The organism is Cryobacterium sp. Hz7, from assembly GCF_004402815.1.
Taxonomy (GTDB): domain Bacteria; phylum Actinomycetota; class Actinomycetes; order Actinomycetales; family Microbacteriaceae; genus Cryobacterium; species Cryobacterium sandaracinum.
This window is the reverse complement of sequence record NZ_SOFB01000053.1, coordinates 256,851-276,725: the sequence shown is the minus strand read 5'-3', so window position 1 is coordinate 276,725 and position 19,875 is coordinate 256,851. Positions and strand designations below refer to the sequence as shown.

General features: G+C 66.3%; 19 protein-coding genes and 1 tRNA gene. 16 read left to right on the top strand and 4 right to left on the bottom strand.

Annotated features, from left to right (window positions below; translation table 11 throughout):
- The first annotated feature begins 100 nt into the window (after positions 1-100).
- Positions 101-1,588 (top strand): MFS transporter, encoded by a 1,488-nt coding sequence (locus tag E3N86_RS14010; protein WP_241986144.1) that lies wholly within the window; start codon positions 101-103, stop codon positions 1,586-1,588.
- Positions 1,589-1,675: 87 nt separating this feature from the next.
- Here the strand turns inward: E3N86_RS14010 and E3N86_RS14005 are convergent, their stop codons facing one another.
- Complete coding sequence (locus tag E3N86_RS14005) at positions 1,676-1,927, bottom strand: DUF6458 family protein (RefSeq protein WP_104102889.1); 252 nt, start codon at positions 1,925-1,927, stop codon at positions 1,676-1,678.
- Positions 1,928-2,029: 102 nt separating this feature from the next.
- Between E3N86_RS14005 and E3N86_RS14000 the strand changes: the two genes are divergently transcribed.
- Genes E3N86_RS14000 through E3N86_RS13990 form a run of 3 tightly spaced genes read left to right on the top strand, consistent with a single transcriptional unit; the run spans position 2,030 to position 5,012 of the window.
- On the top strand, positions 2,030-3,103 hold the full coding sequence (locus tag E3N86_RS14000) for a 3-isopropylmalate dehydrogenase (RefSeq protein WP_134371684.1): 1,074 nt from the start codon (positions 2,030-2,032) through the stop codon (positions 3,101-3,103).
- A complete protein-coding gene (locus E3N86_RS13995) occupies positions 3,100-4,245 on the top strand; it encodes a branched-chain amino acid aminotransferase (RefSeq protein ID WP_104102894.1) in 1,146 nt (381 codons plus the stop codon). The genes E3N86_RS14000 and E3N86_RS13995 overlap by 4 nt, the downstream gene beginning before the upstream one ends.
- Positions 4,242-5,012 carry a fumarylacetoacetate hydrolase family protein gene (locus E3N86_RS13990; protein WP_134341802.1) on the top strand — a complete coding sequence of 257 codons (771 nt, stop codon included), beginning with the start codon at positions 4,242-4,244 and terminating at the stop codon, positions 5,010-5,012. Before E3N86_RS13995 ends, E3N86_RS13990 begins: the two co-directional genes overlap by 4 nt.
- Positions 5,013-5,015: 3 nt before the next feature.
- On the opposite strand, the gene E3N86_RS13985 is transcribed toward E3N86_RS13990, so the two are convergent.
- Positions 5,016-5,633: a TetR/AcrR family transcriptional regulator gene (locus E3N86_RS13985; protein WP_104102896.1), complete on the bottom strand. Its 618-nt coding sequence runs from the start codon at positions 5,631-5,633 to the stop codon at positions 5,016-5,018.
- 93 nt (positions 5,634-5,726) lie between these two features.
- Between E3N86_RS13985 and E3N86_RS13980 the strand changes: the two genes are divergently transcribed.
- Positions 5,727-6,752 carry an NADP-dependent oxidoreductase gene (locus tag E3N86_RS13980; RefSeq protein ID WP_104102898.1) on the top strand — a complete coding sequence of 342 codons (1,026 nt, stop codon included), beginning with the start codon at positions 5,727-5,729 and terminating at the stop codon, positions 6,750-6,752.
- Positions 6,753-6,800: 48 nt separating this feature from the next.
- Complete coding sequence (locus E3N86_RS13975; RefSeq protein ID WP_134341800.1) at positions 6,801-7,508, top strand: type 1 glutamine amidotransferase domain-containing protein; 708 nt, start codon at positions 6,801-6,803, stop codon at positions 7,506-7,508.
- 61 nt (positions 7,509-7,569) lie between these two features.
- On the opposite strand, the gene E3N86_RS13970 is transcribed toward E3N86_RS13975, so the two are convergent.
- Positions 7,570-8,661 (bottom strand): aminotransferase class V-fold PLP-dependent enzyme, encoded by a 1,092-nt coding sequence (locus E3N86_RS13970; protein WP_134512170.1) that lies wholly within the window; start codon positions 8,659-8,661, stop codon positions 7,570-7,572.
- Between the two features lie 81 nt (positions 8,662-8,742).
- On the opposite strand from E3N86_RS13970, the gene E3N86_RS13965 reads away from it, so the two are divergent.
- The 6 genes from E3N86_RS13965 (at position 8,743) to E3N86_RS13935 (ending at position 14,728) form a co-directional block, all read left to right on the top strand.
- The gene (locus E3N86_RS13965) at positions 8,743-9,729 is read left to right on the top strand and encodes a LysR family transcriptional regulator (protein WP_233191521.1); all 987 of its coding nucleotides are present in this window, start codon (positions 8,743-8,745) and stop codon (positions 9,727-9,729) included.
- Between the two features lie 11 nt (positions 9,730-9,740).
- Complete coding sequence (gene gltX, locus E3N86_RS13960; RefSeq protein ID WP_104102905.1) at positions 9,741-11,261, top strand: glutamate--tRNA ligase; 1,521 nt, start codon at positions 9,741-9,743, stop codon at positions 11,259-11,261.
- Between the two features lie 136 nt (positions 11,262-11,397).
- Positions 11,398-11,469, top strand: a tRNA-Gln gene (locus tag E3N86_RS13955).
- A 681-nt stretch (positions 11,470-12,150) separates the two neighbouring features.
- Positions 12,151-12,489 (top strand): hypothetical protein, encoded by a 339-nt coding sequence (locus E3N86_RS13950; RefSeq protein WP_134371678.1) that lies wholly within the window; start codon positions 12,151-12,153, stop codon positions 12,487-12,489.
- Positions 12,490-12,920: 431 nt separating this feature from the next.
- Positions 12,921-13,613, top strand: coding sequence for a response regulator (locus tag E3N86_RS13940; RefSeq protein WP_104102914.1), 693 nt, complete (start codon positions 12,921-12,923; stop codon positions 13,611-13,613).
- Positions 13,610-14,728 carry a cell wall metabolism sensor histidine kinase WalK gene (locus tag E3N86_RS13935; RefSeq protein ID WP_104102917.1) on the top strand — a complete coding sequence of 373 codons (1,119 nt, stop codon included), beginning with the start codon at positions 13,610-13,612 and terminating at the stop codon, positions 14,726-14,728. Before E3N86_RS13940 ends, E3N86_RS13935 begins: the two co-directional genes overlap by 4 nt.
- Here the strand turns inward: E3N86_RS13935 and E3N86_RS13930 are convergent.
- A complete protein-coding gene (locus E3N86_RS13930; protein WP_134512169.1) occupies positions 14,720-17,107 on the bottom strand; it encodes a cation-translocating P-type ATPase in 2,388 nt (795 codons plus the stop codon). The two genes, E3N86_RS13935 and E3N86_RS13930, sit on opposite strands and share 9 nt — an antisense overlap.
- 376 nt (positions 17,108-17,483) lie before the next feature.
- On the opposite strand from E3N86_RS13930, the gene E3N86_RS13925 reads away from it, so the two are divergent.
- From E3N86_RS13925 to E3N86_RS13910, 4 genes are all read left to right on the top strand, one after another.
- Positions 17,484-17,735, top strand: a complete 252-nt coding sequence (locus E3N86_RS13925; RefSeq protein ID WP_104102923.1) for an SHOCT domain-containing protein — start codon at positions 17,484-17,486, stop codon at positions 17,733-17,735.
- A complete protein-coding gene (locus E3N86_RS13920) occupies positions 17,732-19,240 on the top strand; it encodes a multicopper oxidase family protein (RefSeq protein WP_134512168.1) in 1,509 nt (502 codons plus the stop codon). Before E3N86_RS13925 ends, E3N86_RS13920 begins: the two co-directional genes overlap by 4 nt.
- 104 nt (positions 19,241-19,344) lie before the next feature.
- On the top strand, positions 19,345-19,674 hold the full coding sequence (locus E3N86_RS13915; RefSeq protein WP_134512167.1) for a hypothetical protein: 330 nt from the start codon (positions 19,345-19,347) through the stop codon (positions 19,672-19,674).
- Complete coding sequence (locus E3N86_RS13910) at positions 19,671-19,850, top strand: hypothetical protein (RefSeq protein WP_134371670.1); 180 nt, start codon at positions 19,671-19,673, stop codon at positions 19,848-19,850. Before E3N86_RS13915 ends, E3N86_RS13910 begins: the two co-directional genes overlap by 4 nt.
- Positions 19,851-19,875 lie beyond the last annotated feature (25 nt).

Here is a 19,875-nt window from a genome sequence, read left to right as displayed (position 1 = left end):
TACCGTCTGGACGGTGCAGCATCCGTCCCTGGAGCCGAAAGAAGTCGTTCCCGTGTCGAATACCGTCCGAGAGACCACCCCCGTCATCGCCGTCAGCCGTGTGCTCAGCCCCCGCCGCCGGTGGTGGGCGCTCGCTGTGCTCATGCTGCCCGTGCTCCTGGTCTCGATCGACAACACGGTGCTCAACCTCGCCCTGCCGGCCATTTCCGAGGACCTGCGGCCGACCGGCACGCAGCTGCTCTGGGTAATCGACATCTACCCGCTCATGCTCGCCGGCCTCCTAGTGGCCATGGGCAGCCTCGGTGACCGGATCGGGCGCCGCCGGCTGCTGCTGATCGGCTCCGCCGGGTTCGGCGCCGTTTCCGTGGTGGCCGCCTTCGCCCCAAGCGTCGAGTGGTTGATCATCGACCGCGCCGTGCTGGGCTTCTTCGGCGCCATGCTGATGCCGCCGACGCTGTCGCTGCTCCGCTCCGTCTTCACCGACCGCAACCAGCGGCGGCTGGCGATCGCGATCTGGGCGAGCGGTTTCGCCGCAGGCAGCGCGCTCGGCCCCGTGGTGGGCGGCGTGCTGCTGGAGCACTTCGCCTGGGGCTCGGTCTTCCTGCTCGCGGTGCCGCTGCTCCTGCCGCTGCTGGTTCTCGGGCCCCTGCTCGTGCCGGAGTCCCGCGACCCGAACCCCGGACGCATCGACGCGCCGAGCATCGCGCTCTCGCTGGCGACCATGCTGCCGGTCGTCTACGGGATCAAGGCCCTGGCGGAGCACGGACCCACGCCCTTCTCGCTCGGCCCGATCGTGCTCGGACTCGCCGCAGGCGTGGTCTTCGTGCGCCGCCAGCCCCGGCTGACGCACCCGATGATCGACCTCGGGCTGTTCCGCCAGGGGGCCTTCAGCGGGGCGATCGGCGTCAACCTGCTGAGCGTCGTGGCTCTCGTCGGCGGCCTGTTCTTCGTCTCCCAGTACCTGCAGCTCGTACTGGCCCTCTCGCCTCTGGAGGCGGGTCTGGTGCTCGTGCCGGGACTGGCGGCGATGATCGTGTCCGGCCTCGTCATCGTGCCCATCGCCCGGCGCGTGCGGCCGTCGATCGTCGTTCCGGTGGCACTGCTGATCTCGGCCGTCGGCTACGCGGCCGCCGCCCTGGGCGGGGGAGACCTCGACGCGGTCGGCATCGCGCTCGTCTTCGTGGCCCTCGGGATCGGGATCGGCGCGGCCGAGACGGTCTCGAACGAACTGATCGTGGCGAACGCCCCGGCGGCCAAGATGGGGGCGGCATCCGCTGTCGGCGAGACGGCCTATGAACTGGGCGCCGTGCTCGGCACGACCATCCTCGGTACCATCCTGACGGCGTCGTACCGCAGTGCGGTCGTGGTGCCGGAGGCCCTCACCGCGGCGCAGAGCGCGGCGGCGGCGGAGACCCTCGGCGGTGCGGTGGCCGTGGCCGACGGGCTGCCCTCCGGCCTGGCAAACGTGCTGCTCTCGTCGGCCCGCGATGCCTTCACCAGCGGAATTGGGCCCACGGCCTGGATCGGTACCATTCTGGTGCTGGCGGCGGCGTTGGTGGCGCTGGTCACCCTGCGTAAGGCGACCTGATCACCTGGGCCGCCGCCGGCGCAGGCCGGTGCCGGGGCGCGTGTCGACGTCGACCTCGACACGGGCCCCGGCACGACGGACGTCGACCTAGACGTCGTCGACGGAACGCTTCTGCGACGTGACCTGTTCCCCGCTCGCTTGGTCGACGGCGCTGCGGGTCGTGGTGATGCTGCTGCGCTTGCGGGTCAGCAAGACGATGCCGATGACCATGATGACAGCACCGGCGCCCATCAGGATGTAGCCGACCAGCTCGATGTCCATCCACTCGACGGTCACGTTCAGGGCGAACACCATGATGGCGCCGACGACAAGAAGGAAGATTCCCAATCCGAGACTCATGCGAAACTGCTTTCTATTGGTTGTCAGGAGTTGACCAGCTTAGACACTCGTTGCGTCGCAGTAGGGTTTATCTACAGCCAACTTTCAGACATACGGAGTCGAATGTCCCCTCTCATCAAGCTTGCTGTCATTCCCGGCGACGGGATCGGCCCCGAGGTCGTGGCCGAAGCGGTCAAGGTTCTCGAGGCGGCCACGTCTGCCGACGACGTCACCTTCGACGCAACCTGGTTCTCCCTCGGCGCCGCACGGTTCCTGGAAACCGGCGATGTGCTGACCGATGACGACCTCGCGGCGATCGCCGGCCACGACGCCATCCTGCTCGGCGCCGTCGGCGGCGTGCCGGGGGACCCCCGCCTCGCCAACGCGAATATCGAGCGCGGCCTGCTGCTCAAGTTACGCTTCTCGCTCGACCACTACGTGAACCTGCGCCCGAGCGTTCTCTACCACGGCGTGCCCAGCCCGCTGGCGTCTCCGGGCACCGTCGACTTCGTCGTCGTGCGCGAGGGCACAGAGGGTCCCTACGTGGGCAACGGCGGAGCGATCCGCCAGGGTACCGCGCACGAGGTGGCCAACGAGGTCTCCGTCAACACGGCCTTCGGCGTCGAACGCGTGGTGCGCTACGCCTTCGCCCAGGCCCAGGGTCGGCCCCGCCGCCACCTCACACTTGTGCACAAGACCAACGTGCTCGTCTTCGCGGGCAGCCTGTGGCAGCGGATCGTCACCGCCGTCGCAGCCGAATACCCCGAGGTGACCGTCGACTACCTGCACGTCGACGCGGCCACGATTTTCCTGGTCTCAAATCCGAGTAGATTTGACGTCATCGTCACGGACAACCTCTTCGGCGACATCCTCACCGATCTCGCGGCGGCAATCAGCGGCGGCATCGGCCTTGCGGCCTCCGGGAACATTAACCCTGAGGGCAGGTTCCCCAGCATGTTCGAGCCGGTACACGGTTCGGCACCGGACATCGCGGGCAAACAACTGGCTGACCCCACGGCGGCCATCCTGTCGGTGGCGCTACTCCTGGAGCACTTCGGACTCACGGATGCCGCGGCCCGGGTGACTGCCGCCGTGACCGCCGACATCGTGGCCCGGGCGGCTCTCGACATACCCCGGAGCACCAGCGCCGTGGGCGACGCCATCGTGACTCGACTGACAGACAAGGGAATCCAATGAGCCAGCCAGCGCCCCCGACGACATCCGGCACCGCCACCTTCCCGCTGAAATTCAGCCTGACGCCGTCGACCGCGGCCCGCACGAAGATCGAGCGCGAAGAGATCCTCGTCGATCCCGGCTTCGGCAAGAAGTTCACCGACCACATGGTCGCCATCGACTGGACCCTCGACGCGGGCTGGCACAACGCCCGGGTCATGCCCTACGGTCCGCTGCACCTCGACCCGGCCTCCTCGGTGCTGCACTACGGCCAGGAGATTTTCGAGGGGCTGAAGGCCTACCGTCACGCCGACGGGTCGATCTGGACCTTCCGCCCGGAGAAGAATGCAGAGCGCCTGCAGCGCTCCGCACGCCGCCTGGCACTGCCGGAACTCTCCGAGGCCGACTTCATCGAATCGATCCGGCAGCTCGTGGCCGTAGACGGCGACTGGGTGCCCTCCGCTGCGGAGACCAGCCTCTACCTGCGCCCATTCATGATCGCCAACGAGAGCTTCCTCGGCGTGCGGGCCGCGCACCAGGTCGGTTACTACGTGATCGCCAGCCCGGCCGGCGCCTACTTTGCAGACGGTGTGGCCCCGATCAAGATCTGGCTCTCGACCGAGTACTCCCGCGCCGGCCGCGGCGGCACCGGCGCGGCCAAATGCGGCGGCAACTACGCCGCCAGCCTGCTGCCTCAGATGCAGGCTTACGACAACGGCTGCGCCCAGGTGCTCTTCCTCGACGGGGAGACCAGCAGCCGCATCGACGAACTCGGCGGCATGAACGTGTTCTTCGTTCATGGCACCGACACGCTCGTCACCCCGCGCTTGACCGGCGCGATCCTCGAGGGCGTTACCCGCGACAGCATCATCCAGCTCGCCCGGGACCGAGGCCTGACCGTGGAGGAGCGCGACGTGACCCTCGGCGAATGGCAGGACGGTGTCGCATCCGGTGCCATCACCGAGGTGTTCGCCTGCGGCACGGCCGCCGTCGTCACCCCGATCTCGCAGCTCAAGGGCCCGAACCTCTCCATCGGCGACCCGGATGGTCCGGCCGGCCAGATCACGATGGCGCTCCGCCAGGAGCTGACCGACATTCAGTACGGCCGCCTGCCCGACCGCCACGGCTGGCTCACCCGGCTCGACGCCCCGGTGGGACCCGCGTGAAAATCGCACGGTTCAGTCACGAGGGACGCATCTCGTTCGGCATCGTCGACGACGACGAGATCGTCGTTTTAAAGGGCGACCCGATGTTCGCGGGCTACGACCCGTCCGGGGAGCGCGTGGCCCTGCGCGACGTGAAGCTGCTCGCCCCGGTGATCCCGCGGTCGAAGATCGTGGGCATGGCGTGGTCCTACTTCACCGACGCGGCCGAGCAGTCCACCGCGGCCCGCTCGCCCGGTGAGCCCAGGTTTTTCCTCAAACCGAACACCTGCGTCGTCGGCCCCGGCGACCCGATCACCGTGCCGGTGTCCACGGACAACGTGCACGTCGAGGGCGAGCTCGCGATCGTGATCGGCAAGATCACCCGCAACGTGTCCGTCGACGCCGCCGAGGACTCCATCTGGGGCTACACGGTAGCAAACGATGTCACCGCCCGCGATCTGCAGGAGCGCGACGGCGACCTCACACGGGCCAAAAGCTTCGACTCGTTCTGCCCGCTCGGACCGGTCATCGACACCGAATACGACTGGACCGCGCTGACCATCGAGTCCCGCATCAACGGCGAGGTCTTCCAGAAGGGCAATGCGACGCTGCTCAAGTACACCGTTGCGGAGATGATCTCCTTCGTCTCCAGCGTGTTCACCCTGCTGCCGGGCGACGTCATTCTGACGGGTGCCCCCGACCGGTCCGCCTCCGTCGTGCACGGTGACGCCGTGCAGGTCGAGATCGCCGGAATCGGCGTGCTGACGAATCCGGTGCGGCGCGCCTGATCGTCAGGCGTCGGTTGCGGCGTGCACGGGAAACCAGGACCGGATCTGCTCCGTCGCCGTATCCAGCAACGCCACCGATTCGGTCGCGTTGACCCGGGCGAGCAGCATGGCGCTCATGCCGAGCGAAGCCAGGGTGCGGGCGCGTTCCGGCGCGCGGTCCGGCGCGCTTCCTCCGGCCGCGGTCCCGGCCGCCCGGAGGGCGTCCTGAAGGGTGTCCGTCAGCTCGGACCGGTAGCCCTCCACGACCTGGCGGGCCAAGTCGTCGTGCCCGGCGAGGCCTGCGGCGCAGTTCACCAGCAGGCAGCCGCGGCGCGGGGAGTCCTCCGGCAGGGCGGAGACCGCCGACCTGAGTTCGCTGAAGTAGGCCAGCAGCGAGGCCCGGCCGATCCCCGGCCCGGTCAGGGTCCGCAATCTCGGGCGGATGACGGAGGCCTGGTAGTCCTCGACGGCGGCGTCGAACAGGCCACGCTTGCTGCCGAAGGCATGGTAGAGGCTGGATCGCCGGAGACCGGTCGCATCTTCGAGGTCGGCGAGCGAGGTAGCCTCGAAGCCCTTGTCCCAGAACAGGTCCCTGGCCGCCTGGACAACGGTCGTGCGCTCGAAACTCTGCAGCCGCCCCATGGTGTTTCCTCCGTTTTCGCTGTGAGTGGTTTTGTGTATCGCTCAGTACACAATATATTAAAACATTCGTTACAAAGAAGCAGAGGAGCCGCCATGGCCTCGTCCATCACCATCACCAGCACCCAGATCCAGCTTGTCGCCCGCCCCACCGGCTGGCCAACGGATGCCGACTTCGGCACCATCCGCATCGACCTGCCCGAGCTGACCCCCGGTCAGGTTCGCGTGGCCAACGAGTTCGTCTCGGTCGACCCCTACATGCGCGGCCGGATGAACGACGCCAAGTCCTACTCCGCCCCCTACGCCCTCAACGAGACGATGACGGGCGGGGCCGTCGGCCGCGTCGTCGCATCCGCCTCTGACGCGGTTGCCGTCGGCGACGTGGTCGTGCACCAGTTCGGCTGGCGCGACCTGGTACAGGAGGAGGCCTCCGGCTTCCGCGTCGTCCCGGAAATCCCCGGCGTGCCTCTCTCCGCCTACCTCGGCGTGCTGGGCATGACCGCACTCACCGCCTACGTGGGCCTGCTCGAGGTGGCCGGGCTCACGGAAGGCGACACCGTTTTCGTTTCCGGCGCGGCCGGGGCCGTAGGCAGCATGGTCGGCCAGATCGCCCGTCTCAAGGGCGCGAAGCGCGTGATCGGTTCCGCCGGGTCGGCCGAGAAGGTCGCCCTGCTGACCGAGAAGTACGGCTTCGACGCCGCCTTCAACTACAAGGACGGCGACATCGCCAAGCAGCTCGCCGCCGCGGCTCCGGACGGCATCGACGTCTACTTCGACAACGTCGGCGGCGAGCACCTCGAGGCGGCACTGGCCAGCTTCAACGACGGCGGACGCGCCGCCCTCTGTGGTGCGATCTCCGTCTACAACAACACCGAGGCGACCGGCGGCCCGCGCAACCTGGCGAACATGATCGGTCGCGGGCTGACCCTCAAGGGCTTCATCGTGGGCAACTACGTGCAGCATTTCCCCGCGTTCTCGGCCGACATGGCCGGCTGGCTCGCCGCGGGCGACGTCGTCTTCGACGAGACCGTGGTCGACGGGATCGACCACGCGGTCGACGCCTTCCTCGGCCTCATGCGTGGCGAGAACACCGGCAAGATGGTCGTCCGCACGAACGTCTGACTTTCCCGACAGCATCCATTTCACACGATCACACACTCTGGAGAACCCATGAATTCCGTACTTTTTGTCGTCAGCGCCGCCGATCACTGGACCCTCAACGACGGCAGCCTGCACCCCACCGGCTACTGGGCCGAAGAGCTCGCCGAACCGCACCGCCTGTTCACCGAGGCCGGCTGGCGGATCACCATCGCGACGCCCGGCGGCATCGCCCCCACCATCGACGCGGGAAGCCTGGCACCCCAGGCGGCCGGCGGGGAAGACCGGGCCGCGGCCATCGTCGCCTACCTCGACACCATCGGCAGTGAACTCGACGAGCCCCGCTCGATCAGTGACATCACGGTCGCCGACTACGACGTCGTCTTCTACCCCGGCGGCCACGCCCCGATGGAGGACCTGGCCGTCGACGCCGACTCCGGACGTATCATGACCGAAGCCCTCGACTCCGGAACGATTCTCGGCGTGCTCTGCCACGCCCCGGCCGCCATGCTCGCCGCCCAGCGAGCCGACGGCAGCTGGCCCTTCACCGGCTACCGCATGACCGGCTTCACCGATGAGGAGGAGACTCTCGGCGGCCTCGCCCCCAAGGCGCCGTGGCTCGTGCAGAGCCGCCTGGTCGCGCTGGGCGCCGACTTCGTCGCCGGCGCAGCCTGGGCCGAGCACATGGAGATCGACCGCAACCTGTACACCGGCCAGAATCCGGCTTCCTCCGCTGCTCTCGCCGGCGCGATTATCACCGCCGTCACCGCACAGAAGTAGTCGAGTCGCCGCGAGGCCCTCTGGCCGAGCAGGCCCTGCGGTCGCGCCCGTCGTGACCCGGCTACGTACGCAGGGCGCGCAGGGCGTCGGCGACGTCGTCCTCGTCATTCCACAGGTGGAAGGCGACGCGGGCCCGTCCGGCCCTGCGCGACGCGGTGAGACCGGCCCGGGTGAGGCGTTCAAGGTCGGTGCCGTCGGCATCCGGCCAGGTCACGATCGACTGCCCGGCCGGGGCGAACCCGAGCCCGGCGCAGAGCGCGTCGCCCAGCGCCACCGCGTGGTCGCGCACCGTCGACAGGTCGAGCCGCCCGAACAGCTCCAGTGCGGGTTCGGCGCCCACCCAGGAGTTCCAGGCCGGGGAGACGTCGAATCGGCGCGCATCAGCCGCAAGGTTCATGTCCGGTCCGTAACAGGAGGCCCACGGGTCCCGGCCGGCATACCAGCCCGCCTGCACCGGGTGCAGCAGTACGGCCAGCCGCTCGGCCACGGTCAGGAAGGCCACGCCGCGCGGGGCGCAGAGCCACTTGTAACTGTGGCAGATAGAGGCGTCGAAGACGGATGCGTCCACCGGCATCCACCCGGCGGCCTGCGTCGTGTCGCAGAGGGTGAAGCACCCGTAAGCACGGGCGGCGGCCACGATCCCCGCGGTGTCGGCGACGGCACCGGTGGCGGACTGCACGAGCGAGAACGCCACAAGCCAGGTGTCGGCGGTGATCCCGACGGCCAGCTCGGCCAGAGGCAGGTGCCGCACGGTGACCCCGCGGTGCGCCTGGCTGAGGAACGGGAACACCATCGAGCTGAAATCGCCATCGACGCAGAGCACCTCGGCGCCGTCGGGAACGCTCGCGGCGAGCAGGCCGGCCAGCACGGACGCCTGAGACCCGATCGCGACCCGGCTCACCGGAACAGCGACGAGTCTGGCATACGCGTGCCGGACCCGTTCGACCACGGCGGCGTACCCCGCCGCCGACGCGGTGCCCAGCGCCCAGGCGTCGGCGTCCAGGCGCAGGGCCGCTTCCGTTTCCCGGGTCGGCAGCCCGAGCGTGCAGGCCGCCAGATAGCCGCGGCCGCCCCGGAACCGCTCGCGCGCCTCGCGCACGCCGATGCGGGCCGGCAGCGTCGAACGGGACGCGGAAGAGTCGCTCTGGATCATTTCTCCAGCATGCGACCGGCCTATTCATTTGACAATAACCAGTAGCTGAGGCAATCCATAAGCATCAGTTATGATCACTTCGTGCCCGCCATCGTCCAGCCCGAACTCGACTCCACCATGCTGCGCGTCGTGGGTGCGCTCGCCGACTGCGGCTCGATCACGGCGGCCGCGGCGGCGCTCGGCTACAGCCAGCCCGCCGTGAGCCAGCAGCTTAGACGGCTCGAGCAGCGCATCGGGATGGCCGTGATCGAACGCATCGGCCGCGGCGTGCGGCTCACCGAGACCGGCCGGCTGCTCGCCCGGCACGCCGCCATCGTGAGCGGGGCCCTGGACGCCGCCGCGGGGGAATTGTCCGAGCTGCGCGGCCTGCGCGCGGGCCGGGTGCGTCTGGCGGCGTTCCCCTCCGCCTCGGCGACCATTGTGCCGCGCCTGCTCGCTGACCTGCAGCGCCGCCATCCGGGAGTCAGCGTCACCTACCTTGAGGCTGAGCCGCCCGAAGCCGTGGCTCTGGTGCGCCAGAACCAGGCCGATCTGGCGATCACGTTCAGCTACCCCGGCGACCGGGTCGACCCTCACCGGGACAGCGCCGAGGGCCTCGTCGTGACCCGGCTCCGCCGGGACGAGATGATGCTCGTGCTGCCGGCCGGACACGCCCTGGCCAAAAACAGCGCAGTCGACCTCGGCGACCTGGCCGAGGAGAATTGGATCGGCGGATGTCCTCGGTGCCGCGGCCACCTGCTGGAGCTTTGCGGTCACAACGGTTTCACCCCCCGCATCTCTTACGAGACCGACAACGCGGCCGCCGTGCTCGGCCTCGTGGCGGCCGGCATCGGGGTGGCGATGCTGCCCGCGCTTGCCCTCGACTCCGTCGGCGCGCAGCCTCTCGTCGCCATCCGGCCCACCCGCGGCCGCGACCACCGCACCCTGCACACGGTCACGGTCACTGGGTCCGCGGGCGTGGCGGCCATTGCCGTCACCCTGCGCCGGCTCGCCGCGCTGGCCGGACCGGACGCGCCACCCGCGGCGCCACCCGTATCCCCACCCGCGCCCTCACCCGGAGGCAACTAGAATCGGGGGTGATGTCTGAGACAATTGCGCACCCGTTTTCCACTGCCACCGGCACCGACGTTCGCGTTCGGTTCTGCCCCTCGCCGACCGGAACGCCGCACGTCGGTCTGATCCGCACGGCGCTCTTCAACTGGGCTTACGCCCGGCACACCGGCGGCACGTTCATCTTCCGGATCGAAGACACCGATCCGGCCCGCGATACCGAGGAGAGCTTCGTGCAGCTCCTCGACGCGCTGCACTGGCTACGCCTGGACTGGGACGAGGGCGTCGAGGTCGGCGGACCGCACGCTCCCTACCGCCAGTCCGAGCGCTACGACATCTACCGTGACGTGATCGAGCAGCTCAAGGCGTCCGGTCACATTTACGAGAGCTTCGCCACCGGCGAGGAGATCGAGGTGCGAAACGTCGCCCTCGGCCGCGACCCGAAGGCCGGATACGACAACTTCGAGCGCGACCTCAGCGATGAGAAGAAGGCGGCCTTCCGTGCAGAGGGCCGCTCGCCGGCGCTCCGCCTCAAGGTGCCCGACACGGACATCTCCTTCGACGACCTGGTTCGCGGCGAGATCACCTTCCCGGCCGGCTCGTTCAGCGACTTCGTCGTCGTGCGGCCCAACGGGCATCCGTTGTACCCGTTCGTGAACCCGGTCGACGACGCCATGATGGGCGTCACCCACGTGCTGCGCGGCGAAGACCTGCTCTCCTCCACGCCGCGCCAGATCGCCCTGTACCACGCGCTGATCGACATCGGACTGGCCACGTTCGTGCCGCGTTTCGGGCACATGCCCTACGTCATGGGCGAGGGCAACAAAAAGCTCTCCAAGCGCGACCCTGAGTCCAACCTGTTCCACCACCGCGCCCGCGGCTTCGTTCCCGAGGGACTGGTCAACTACCTGTCCCTGCTCGGCTGGTCCCTCTCCAGCGACCGCGACGTGTTCACGATCGATGAGATGATCGCCGCGTTCGACGTCGTCGACGTGCTGCCGAACCCGGCCCGCTTCGACCTCAAGAAGGCCGAGTCGCTCAACGGCGACCACATCCGGCTGCTCGACCCGGCCGATTTCGCCGCCCGGGTCATCCCGTACCTGGTGGCCGCCGGCGACGTGACCGAACCACTCAGCGAGGTGCAGCAGGCTATTCTCGAGGCCGCCGCACCGCTAGTGCAGGAACGCATCGCCCTGCTCGGCGAGGCACCCGGCATGCTCGGTTTCCTGTTCATCGGCGGCGACTCGCTGGCCTACCAGCCGGATGCCCTCGCCTCGCTCCCGCAGAACACGCGCGAGATCCTCGCCACGTCCACGGCAGCGCTGCTCGACATTCCCGAAGCGGAATGGACGCACGACCGCGTGCACACCACCCTGACCGAGACGCTGATCGACGGGCTCGCGCTCAAGCCGCGCGTGGCCTTCGGCCCCCTCCGGGTCGCGGTCTCCGGCCGGCGCATCTCGCCGCCGCTGTTCGAGTCGATGGAGATCCTGGGCAAGGCGGAGTCCGTGCTGCGTCTTGCACGTCTGGCTGCCACCACTCTCGAGTGACTGGCCGCGCGGTGTCGGGCCCCTCGGGGTCTGCCCCGGCAATCGGCTCGAGCCGGCGATGATTTCGGCTCTGGGTTTGTCCCGGCACTCTGAGTGGGTTAGAGTTACGAGTCGGTCCGTTCTGAGGAACAGGCAGTGGGGTATGGTGTAATTGGCAACACGACTGATTCTGGTTCAGTTGTTCTTGGTTCGAGTCCAGGTACCCCAGCAGTAATAGGTGCAGGATTTCGCGGCGATATCACCCATCGCCCATCCTCTCCCCTTGGCCCGGGCCCGCTCCGGTGTTTAGAATCACTATCACAAGCTCCATGCGGGGCTGCAGCGGCGTTTCGCCGCCCGGGTTGATTCGCTTTCGTCACGACGCAACCGGACTGACACTCGACGCCGTTCGGCGTTCAGCCCGCAGCGCCAAGGTGCACACTGCGATGTCTTTCCCGGCTTGTCGGGATGCGGTGGACAATCTGATTTTCAGACGATGACTCGATCAGTTGACGGATGGTTTGCTGCGCCGCTGGTGCCAGGAATCGACGCATAACGACCGTCGGCATGCGCTTTGCGGATCGGTATGAGCCTGGCCAGCGCGTTTCATCAAACCTTCACATGCTCGGGGGCTGGAGCTTCATGCGCGGTCTGCATGCTGGTGTGTAGACACCAACTTGGTGGCTGAACGCGAAAGGTGTTGAGACTGATGAAATTCAATCGGAAGAACGTGACCGCTGGTGTTGCGGGACTCGGGCTTGTCGGAGCGCTTGTCACGGGCGGTGTTGCCGCGGCGCAGGCATCTACCGGTGATGGGGCTATTTCCCAGCCACCATCGACGACCTCGTCGTCAGTTGGCGAGCACCGGTCAGGCCACTTGGCCGGCATGACATTCGGGCAGAGTTCGCCCATGGTCGCGATCGCGAGCTACCTCGGCTTGAGTCGGACGGAGCTGCAGGACCGGGTCCAGTCGGGTGGGTCCCTCGCGGATGTCGCTGAAGCCCAGGGAAAATCGGTTTCTGGGCTCAAAGACGTAATTCTCTCGCAGCAGAGGACCACTCTCGACTCCAACACCACTCTGTCATCTGATGACGGGGAGGCAGCCGTAGAACAGATGAGGAGCCGCATTGACCCGATGCTGAGCGCGACCCACACCCCAGGTGAGGGGATGGGCATGGGTTCGGGAGTCGGTATGCACTCGGGCGCAGGGATGGGCGTAGGGATGGGCTTGGGAATGGCGCGGACCTGACCGTCTCCTGAACAGGCGGAGCGGTCCACGGGCTGCCTGGATGTACGAAAATAAACAGAAACTGAAGGAGCAGAAGAAATGATGTGGGGAAACGGATACAACATGACGTGGGGATGGCCGGTAGGGCTGCTCATGCTCGTCGCAGTCATCCTCCTTGTTGTCTGGGTTGTGCGGGCTTTTGCTGACGAAACTGAACGCGGAGGGTTCCGCGGGACTACTCCGCTGAGCCGCGGACAAGGCGAGCGCAGTCCAGCGCGTCAAATACTCGATGATCGCTTCGCGAAGGGTGAATTGAATGAAACGGAATACCGAGAACGGTTGCAGGTGCTCGAGAGGTAAGGCCTGAGTTGGTACTCCCTCGCCGAGTCCCTGGGGCGCAGTGCAGAGTCCGTGCCGCCGGACGGCGATAATCAGAAGAAAAGGGGTGAGCGATGCAGAAGGTCCTGGTTGTCGACGACGAGGCGCAGATCAGGACGGTCCTGCGCGGCTACCTGGAAGCGGAAGGTTATGACGTAGCGGAGGCCGCGGACGGCGCCGAGGCGCTTGCGGTACTCCATAAGGACCCTCCCGCTCTCGTGCTGCTGGATGTAATGCTGCCGGGGATCGACGGGCTGGAGGTGCTCCGGCAGTTGCGAGGCTTCAGCGACGCGTACGTGATCCTCGTCACGGCCAGGGCGGAGGAGGTCGACAAGCTCGTGGGGCTCGGTGTGGGTGCGGATGACTATGTGACCAAGCCATTCAGCCCGCGCGAGGTGACGGCTCGAGTGAAGGCAATGCTCCGTCGTGACAATCGGGATGAGCGAACCGACAGAGACGCCCTGCTTCGCTTCGATGGCTTGTCCATCAAACCCGCCCACCGAGAGGTTGAGGCGAATGGAGTCTCCGTGGGGTTGTCGAGCCTGGAGTTTGATCTTCTCACCGCACTCGCAACCGAGCCCGGGCGGGTGTTTTCCCGGGCACAACTGCTTAAAAAAGTCTGGGGCTACGATTTCTACGGCGACGAACGGGTCGTCGATGTTCACATCCGCAGTTTGCGCGCACGACTCGGCGACGATGCCGGCGATCCACACCTGATCGCCACGGTGCGGGGCGTGGGCTACAAGTTTGTGGCCGGGCCCAGATGAAGATGCGCCTCTCGCTGCGCCTGTTCATCTCCTATGCCGCTATTGCCGTGGTCGGCGGCATGGTGGCTTATCTGACGATCTCGCTGCTCGCTCCTCGACTGTTCGAAGACCGGCTGGGGATGATGATGGACAGTGAGGGCACCGGAATGTCGATGGGGGCCATGGACGCGACCAGCGTGCGCTCCGCCTTCCTATCCGCGCTCACGACCTCGCTGATCGTCGGGGTACTGGCCAGCGTCATCGCCGCAGGTTTCGTCGCCGCGGCAGTCACGGGGCGCCTACTTCGCCCCCTCAACGCTGTGCGGGCCGCGACCAAACTGATCGCTGCCGGAAAATACGGAGGCAGGGTCCCCGTCCCCTCCGAGCCGGAACTCGCAGCGCTGGCCACAGACGTCAACACGCTGGCCCAGGCCCTGGCCGATACCGAGTCACGGCGAACCCGGCTGCTCGGGGAGGTTGCGCATGAAATGCGAACCCCACTGACCGTTCTGGACGGCTACGTCGAGGGGCTGATCGATGGCGTGTTCACCGCCAGCCCCGACACATTCGCCTCCCTCAGCGAGGAACTGCGCCGCCTGCATCGCCTCTCCGATGACCTGTCCAGCCTGTCGCGCGCTCAAGAACAGCGGCTCGACCTGCATCCAGTCGATGCCGACCTGGCCGATCTTGCTCGCCGCACGGCCAACCGGCTCGCTCCGCAATTCGAAGATTCGGGCGTGACGTTGACACTCAACGTCGCCACGCCGCTGCCCGTGCACGTGGACCCGGACCGGATCACCCAGGTTCTGACCAACCTTTTCGGCAACGCCCTGCTCGCCACCCCGGCGGGCGGTGCGGTCACGATCACGACGCACGGCGCCGACGGCCGTGGTGAGGTCGTCGTGATCGACACGGGAGTGGGCCTGGCCGAGGAGGACACAGACCGTGTTTTCGAGCGGTTCTACCGTGTGCCCGGACAGGCCCGCCGCTCCGCCGGATCAGGGATCGGTCTCACGATCGCCCGGGAAATAGCGCGTGCGCACGGCGGGGACGTGACGGCCTCGTCGGGAGGGACAGGGCAGGGAGCCAGATTCGCGGTCGTGGTACCCCTGCGGGCCGGCGCCAGATCAGGCTGAAACTCCGACGTCATTCCCTGCTCCGTCAGCCGATGTGGTGGCCGTCGTGCTCTCGGGCTGTCGCGGGAGGCGCAGCCGCTTGAGCAGCAGCGCGTTGACCGCGACGATGACGCTGGAGCCGGACATGGAGATGGCGGCGATTTCCGGACTGAGCCGGATGCCGAACGTCGGAAAGAAAACGCCGGCGGCAATGGGGAGCGCGATCGCGTTGTAGCCGACCGCCCAGCCGAGGTTTTGGCGCATTTTGCGCACGGTGCCTTTCCCGATGCGCAGGGCGATGGGGACGTCGAGGGGGTCTGACCGCATCAGGACTACGTCCGCCGTGTCGATGGCGACGTCCGTCCCCGCCCCGATGGCGATGCCCAGGTCCGCCTGTGCCAAGGCCGGAGCGTCGTTGACTCCGTCGCCGACCATCGCGACTCGCTTGCCGGACGCCTGCAGCTCCTTGATTTTCGCGGCCTTGTCTTCCGGGAGCACCTCGGCGATCACAACATCGATCTGGAGCATGGATGCGATCCGCTGCGCGGTCGCCTCATTGTCGCCAGTGAGCATGACGACCTCGATTCCCGCTTCGTGAAGAGCGACAACGGCGGCCGCCGCGGTCTCTCGAACGGCGTCGGCCAAGGCGATGACCCCAGCGGCCTTCCCGTCGACGGCGACGAGGACCGCCGTCCGTCCGGTCGCGGCCAACGTCTGACGCTGGGCGGACACCGGATCAATATCGATGCCCTGGGCGACCATGAGTTTGCGGTTGCCGACGAACACCTGGCGTCCTGCGACTGTGGCGCCGGCACCATGTCCCGGAACATTGCGGAACGCAGATGCTTCCAACGCAGTCGCGCCGCGCCCGACGGCGTAACTGACGACGGCTGCGGCGAGCGGATGCTCGGACTCCCGTTCCACTGCAGCGACAAGGGCCAATAACTCGACCTCATCCATCCCAACAGCAATGAAGTCCGTCACCTCTGGTTCGCCCCGGGTCAGAGTTCCCGTCTTGTCCAGGACGACCGTGTCGATTCGAGCCGAAGTCTCCAACGCGGTCGCAGTTTTAAAGAGGACACCGCGTTTGGCGCCCAGGCCGGTGCCGACCATGATGGCGGTCGGTGTCGCCAGGCCCAACGCATCCGGGCAGGTGATGACGACGACGGTGATCGCAAAGAGGATCGCGGTAGGAAGGCTCGCGCCGGCCAAGAGCCACGCACCCAGGGTGACACTACCTCCGATCAGGGCCACGAGCACAAGCCAGAAGGCCGCGCGGTCGGCTAGCCGTTGTCCGGGGGCCTTGGAGTTCTGTGCTTCCTGAACCAGGGCCACGATCTGCGCGAGTGCGGTATCGGCGCCGACTTTGGTCGCCCGCACGCGAAGGGTTCCGGTGGTGTTCACTGTGGCGCCGATCACGTTGGATCCGATGCTCTTGGCGACGGGAAGGCTCTCCCCGGTGACCATGGATTCGTCGATGTCGGACTCACCGTCTTCTACGACGGCGTCAGTTGGAACTTTTGCTCCGGGCCGAACCAGGAGGAGGTCGCCCGGGACAACCTCCGCGGTCGGGACCTCAACCGGTTCCCCGTCGCGGATGACGAATGCCATCGACGGTGCCAACTCGAGCAGCGTGCGGATGGCGTCGTTTGCGCCGCCCCTGGCACGCATTTCAAACCAGTGGCCCAGGAGGACGAAGCTGGTCAGAACGGTCGCAGCCTCGTAGAAAACTTCCCCACCACCGGTAAGGGTGACAGACAGGCTATAGAGCCAGCCCGCTCCGACACCGACGGCTACCAGAACCATCATGTCCAGGGTTCGAGCCCGCAGCGCCCGGAAGGCCCCATCGAAAAAGATCCAAGCCGAATAGAATATGACCGGCAGAGACAGGATCAACGCGAAAACGTCATTCCGCAGCCCGAACGGGGCAGGAACCGCGAAACCGAAAACGTCGCGGCCGATCGGCGACCACAGGGTGATCGGAACCGACAGGATCACCGCCACCATGAACCGGTTGCGCATGTCCAGGATCATGCCGGCCATGGACATGTCGCCGTGCGCGCCACCATGCCCCATGGTCTCCTGCATGGTTCGAGGCGGTTGTCCGGTCTTCATTTCATGTTCGGTGTGGTCGGTGACGGATGACGCCACCGGATCGCAGATGTGATCGGGCACGGAGCGTCCAGCGCAGTGGTAACCGCATTCCCGGACCCATGCCGCCAGATCAGTGACGGAGGTCTGCCTGGGATCGAAGGTCACGCTCGCGGTTTGCGCTACCGGATTCGCATCAACGCTCAACACGCCGGGGCGGCGGGCGAGCACCGACTCAACGATCGCTCGCGAGGATGCCCATTGAACGCCCTGCACTTCGAGGACAGTAGTTTCGGCTTCCTGAGTCATGTGAATCTTCCATTCTGAAGAATCGGCCTCACAGCGACAATCTCCGTGTCGAACACTCTCACCTTATACCCATGGGGGGTATACGATCGGGGCGATCCACCTCGTCGGTGGGAGGCTGTCGTAGGGCCTCTGGGGCGTTAATCAGGCAACGCTACTAGGATAGATAGTATTCCGGAATGCTTCTACCGGCTCACGGCTCACTTGTCGTTCGCTGCTCGCCGTGACGGCTTGAGGCGCACTGAACGACTACCCCTTCCGGGAGGATGCACCGCCTGAAAAGGGGGAGTGGTGCACGCCGTTTGATTGTCCAAAATACCCCAAGGGGTATGCTTGCGGCAGTGTCTATTCTCGAAATATGAGTCGAAGGAGTCGGATCATGATGTGGGGCTATGGAGGAAGTATGGGGCTGTACTGGCTCTTCGGGCTGCTGACAATTGTCGGTATCTCGTTGCTGGTCGTGCTCATGGTTCGGCTGTTTTCTGGCGATCGTAGTGTCGGGCGGAAACAGGGGGGAGAGGTTGGGCTAGGCCGCGCGCGCCAGATACTGGATGAACGTTTCGCCAGGGGTGAGCTGACCGCAGAGCAGTACCGCGAACAGCGCGCAGTCTTGGGCGAGGATAAGTGGTGAAGCCTCTCAGCCGTCGAAGCGCTCTCACGCTCGGTGGCCTCGGGCTGGCGAGCACGGTTGCCGGGGGAGCGGGACTTCTCTGGAGCCAGCAGACAGCATCGCCTTCGGCCACCAGCTCAGGCTTTGGGGCGCCCTCCGGGGATCCACTGGTTCAGCCTCCCGAGCTGCGTAGCGCCGATGGCCGCCTCAAGGTACGCCTGGATGCTGCACCGGGGGACGTGAAGATTTCCGGTCGCGGTGCCACCGTGCTGAGCTATAACGGGGGCGTGCCGGGGCCTACCCTACGCGTTCAGGCGGGCGACACGCTCAATGTGAGCCTGCACAACGGCCTCAACGATCCGAGCAACCTGCACGTGCACGGATTGCATGTTTCTCCGTCGGACAACGGCGACAACATGTTCGTGACCGTGAAGGCCGGAGAGTCCTTCGACTACGAATATCAGCTGCCGCCTGATCACCCGCCGGGAGTGTACTGGTATCACCCGCACCACCACGGGTTCGTCGCCGATCAGGTCTTCGGCGGCCTTTACGGGGCCATCATTGTCGAGGACCCCACGCCCATCAGGGCAACGCGAGAGCGCGTGCTCGTCATCTCAGACATCACACTGGACAGCCTGGGCCGCATCCCTCCCGTCACGCCGATGGAACAGATGGCGGGACGGGAAGGACAACTCGTTCTGGTCAACGGGCAGGTGAATCCGGTCATGACCGCCCGTCCGGGGGAACGCGAACGTTGGCGCATCGTCAACGCCTGTGTGTCCCGGTACCTGCGGCTGCGTCTCGACGGGCAGGAGCTACAACTCCTCGGCATCGACTCGGGACGGTTCCAGACCCCCGGCGACGTCGATGAGGTAGTGCTGTTACCCGGCAACCGAGCGGACCTCCTGGTTACCGCTGTCTCAGGAACATCCATCTTCCAGACGCTGCCCTACGACCGCGGCGGCCCGAACGGAATGATGGGCGGGATGATGGGCGGCGGCGCTGGACCCAGCGGGCAGGACGCTCAGAGCAACCCTCGCGGCTTTTCAGTGGCGACACTAACGGTGTCCGGTGATGCGATGACCGCCCTGTCCGCAGTCCCCGAGCAGGCCGTGCCCCCAGATCTTCGTTCGCGGCCCGTGACGGCGCGTCGCGAGCTCACGTTCGGGATGGGAATGGGCGGGATGAGGGGCGGCTCGATGATGAGTTTCACCATTAATAAAGAGGTGTTCGATGCGGACAGAACAGACACCACGGTTCAGGCCGACAGCATCGAAGAATGGACCCTGACAAACACCAGCCAGATGGACCACCCCCTGCACCTGCACGTTTGGCCAATGCAGCTCGTTGAGGAAAATGGCAGGGCGGTCGAGTTGGTGGTTCGGCAAGACGTTATCAATGTTCCGGCAGGGGGACGAGTGAAGGTCCGCATCGCCTTCGACGACTTCGCCGGACGGACTGTCTATCACTGCCACATCCTCGATCACGAGGACAACGGGATGATGGGCGTCATTGAAGCAAAGTAACAACGACTCCTGACAGGGGCTTTCCTGTGTGACCGCGGTTCACTGCGACGGGAGCCAACTTCGGCTACTACTATGAAAGATAGTAGACAAAGAAGGAGGCGCTCATGCGCTCACGAATCTGGATCATCTCCCTGGCCGCTGGAGCGTTGCTTGCAGCAGGCACCGTCGCTCCGGCCTACGCGGCCGAGGGCAGCAGCCCTCCGGCCCCGGCGGGTCAGGCCGAGGATAGCGCCCGCGGACACATGGCCGCGATGCACAGAGCACCTGGCCTGGTGAAAATGCACGAACAGATGATGGCCGGGATGTCCGACACGGCTGACATGACGGCCGGTGCACCCGGCATGGCGAAAATGCACGAGCAGATGATGGCCCATCACCCGGCTGGCGACGCTTCGTCGGAGGCTGGCAATAAAAGCCCGGAGGCGTCACGGTGAGTACGGCGCTCTATGGTCTGGCCCTCCTGGCCTGCCCAGCGGCTATGGGCTTGATGATGTGGTTCATGATGCGAGGGAAGACGACAGCTGATGCGCCGAAGTCGCTGTCGGCGGCCGATGAAATGGAGTTGACCACACTGCGCGCGGAGGTGGACACGCTGCATCTGCCGAATTGAGGTTCTTATTCAGCCTCAACACCTG

What these genes read in the sequence shown, in the direction of transcription:
- E3N86_RS13975 (WP_134341800.1), top strand. Translation starts at nt 6,801, where the DNA reads ATGAATTCCGTACTTTTTGTCGTCAGCGCCGCCGATCACTGGACCCTC.
- E3N86_RS13980 (WP_104102898.1), top strand. Translation starts at nt 5,727, where the DNA reads ATGGCCTCGTCCATCACCATCACCAGCACCCAGATCCAGCTTGTCGCC.
- E3N86_RS13935 (WP_104102917.1), top strand. Translation starts at nt 13,610, where the DNA reads ATGAAGATGCGCCTCTCGCTGCGCCTGTTCATCTCCTATGCCGCTATT.
- gltX (WP_104102905.1), top strand. Translation starts at nt 9,741, where the DNA reads ATGTCTGAGACAATTGCGCACCCGTTTTCCACTGCCACCGGCACCGAC.
- E3N86_RS13915 (WP_134512167.1), top strand. Translation starts at nt 19,345, where the DNA reads ATGCGCTCACGAATCTGGATCATCTCCCTGGCCGCTGGAGCGTTGCTT.
- E3N86_RS13995 (WP_104102894.1), top strand. Translation starts at nt 3,100, where the DNA reads ATGAGCCAGCCAGCGCCCCCGACGACATCCGGCACCGCCACCTTCCCG.
- E3N86_RS13930 (WP_134512169.1), bottom strand. Translation starts at nt 17,107, where the DNA reads ATGACTCAGGAAGCCGAAACTACTGTCCTCGAAGTGCAGGGCGTTCAA.
- E3N86_RS14005 (WP_104102889.1), bottom strand. Translation starts at nt 1,927, where the DNA reads ATGAGTCTCGGATTGGGAATCTTCCTTCTTGTCGTCGGCGCCATCATG.
- E3N86_RS13950 (WP_134371678.1), top strand. Translation starts at nt 12,151, where the DNA reads ATGGTCGCGATCGCGAGCTACCTCGGCTTGAGTCGGACGGAGCTGCAG.
- E3N86_RS13985 (WP_104102896.1), bottom strand. Translation starts at nt 5,633, where the DNA reads ATGGGGCGGCTGCAGAGTTTCGAGCGCACGACCGTTGTCCAGGCGGCC.
- E3N86_RS13970 (WP_134512170.1), bottom strand. Translation starts at nt 8,661, where the DNA reads ATGATCCAGAGCGACTCTTCCGCGTCCCGTTCGACGCTGCCGGCCCGC.
- E3N86_RS13925 (WP_104102923.1), top strand. Translation starts at nt 17,484, where the DNA reads ATGATGTGGGGCTATGGAGGAAGTATGGGGCTGTACTGGCTCTTCGGG.
- E3N86_RS13940 (WP_104102914.1), top strand. Translation starts at nt 12,921, where the DNA reads ATGCAGAAGGTCCTGGTTGTCGACGACGAGGCGCAGATCAGGACGGTC.
- E3N86_RS14000 (WP_134371684.1), top strand. Translation starts at nt 2,030, where the DNA reads ATGTCCCCTCTCATCAAGCTTGCTGTCATTCCCGGCGACGGGATCGGC.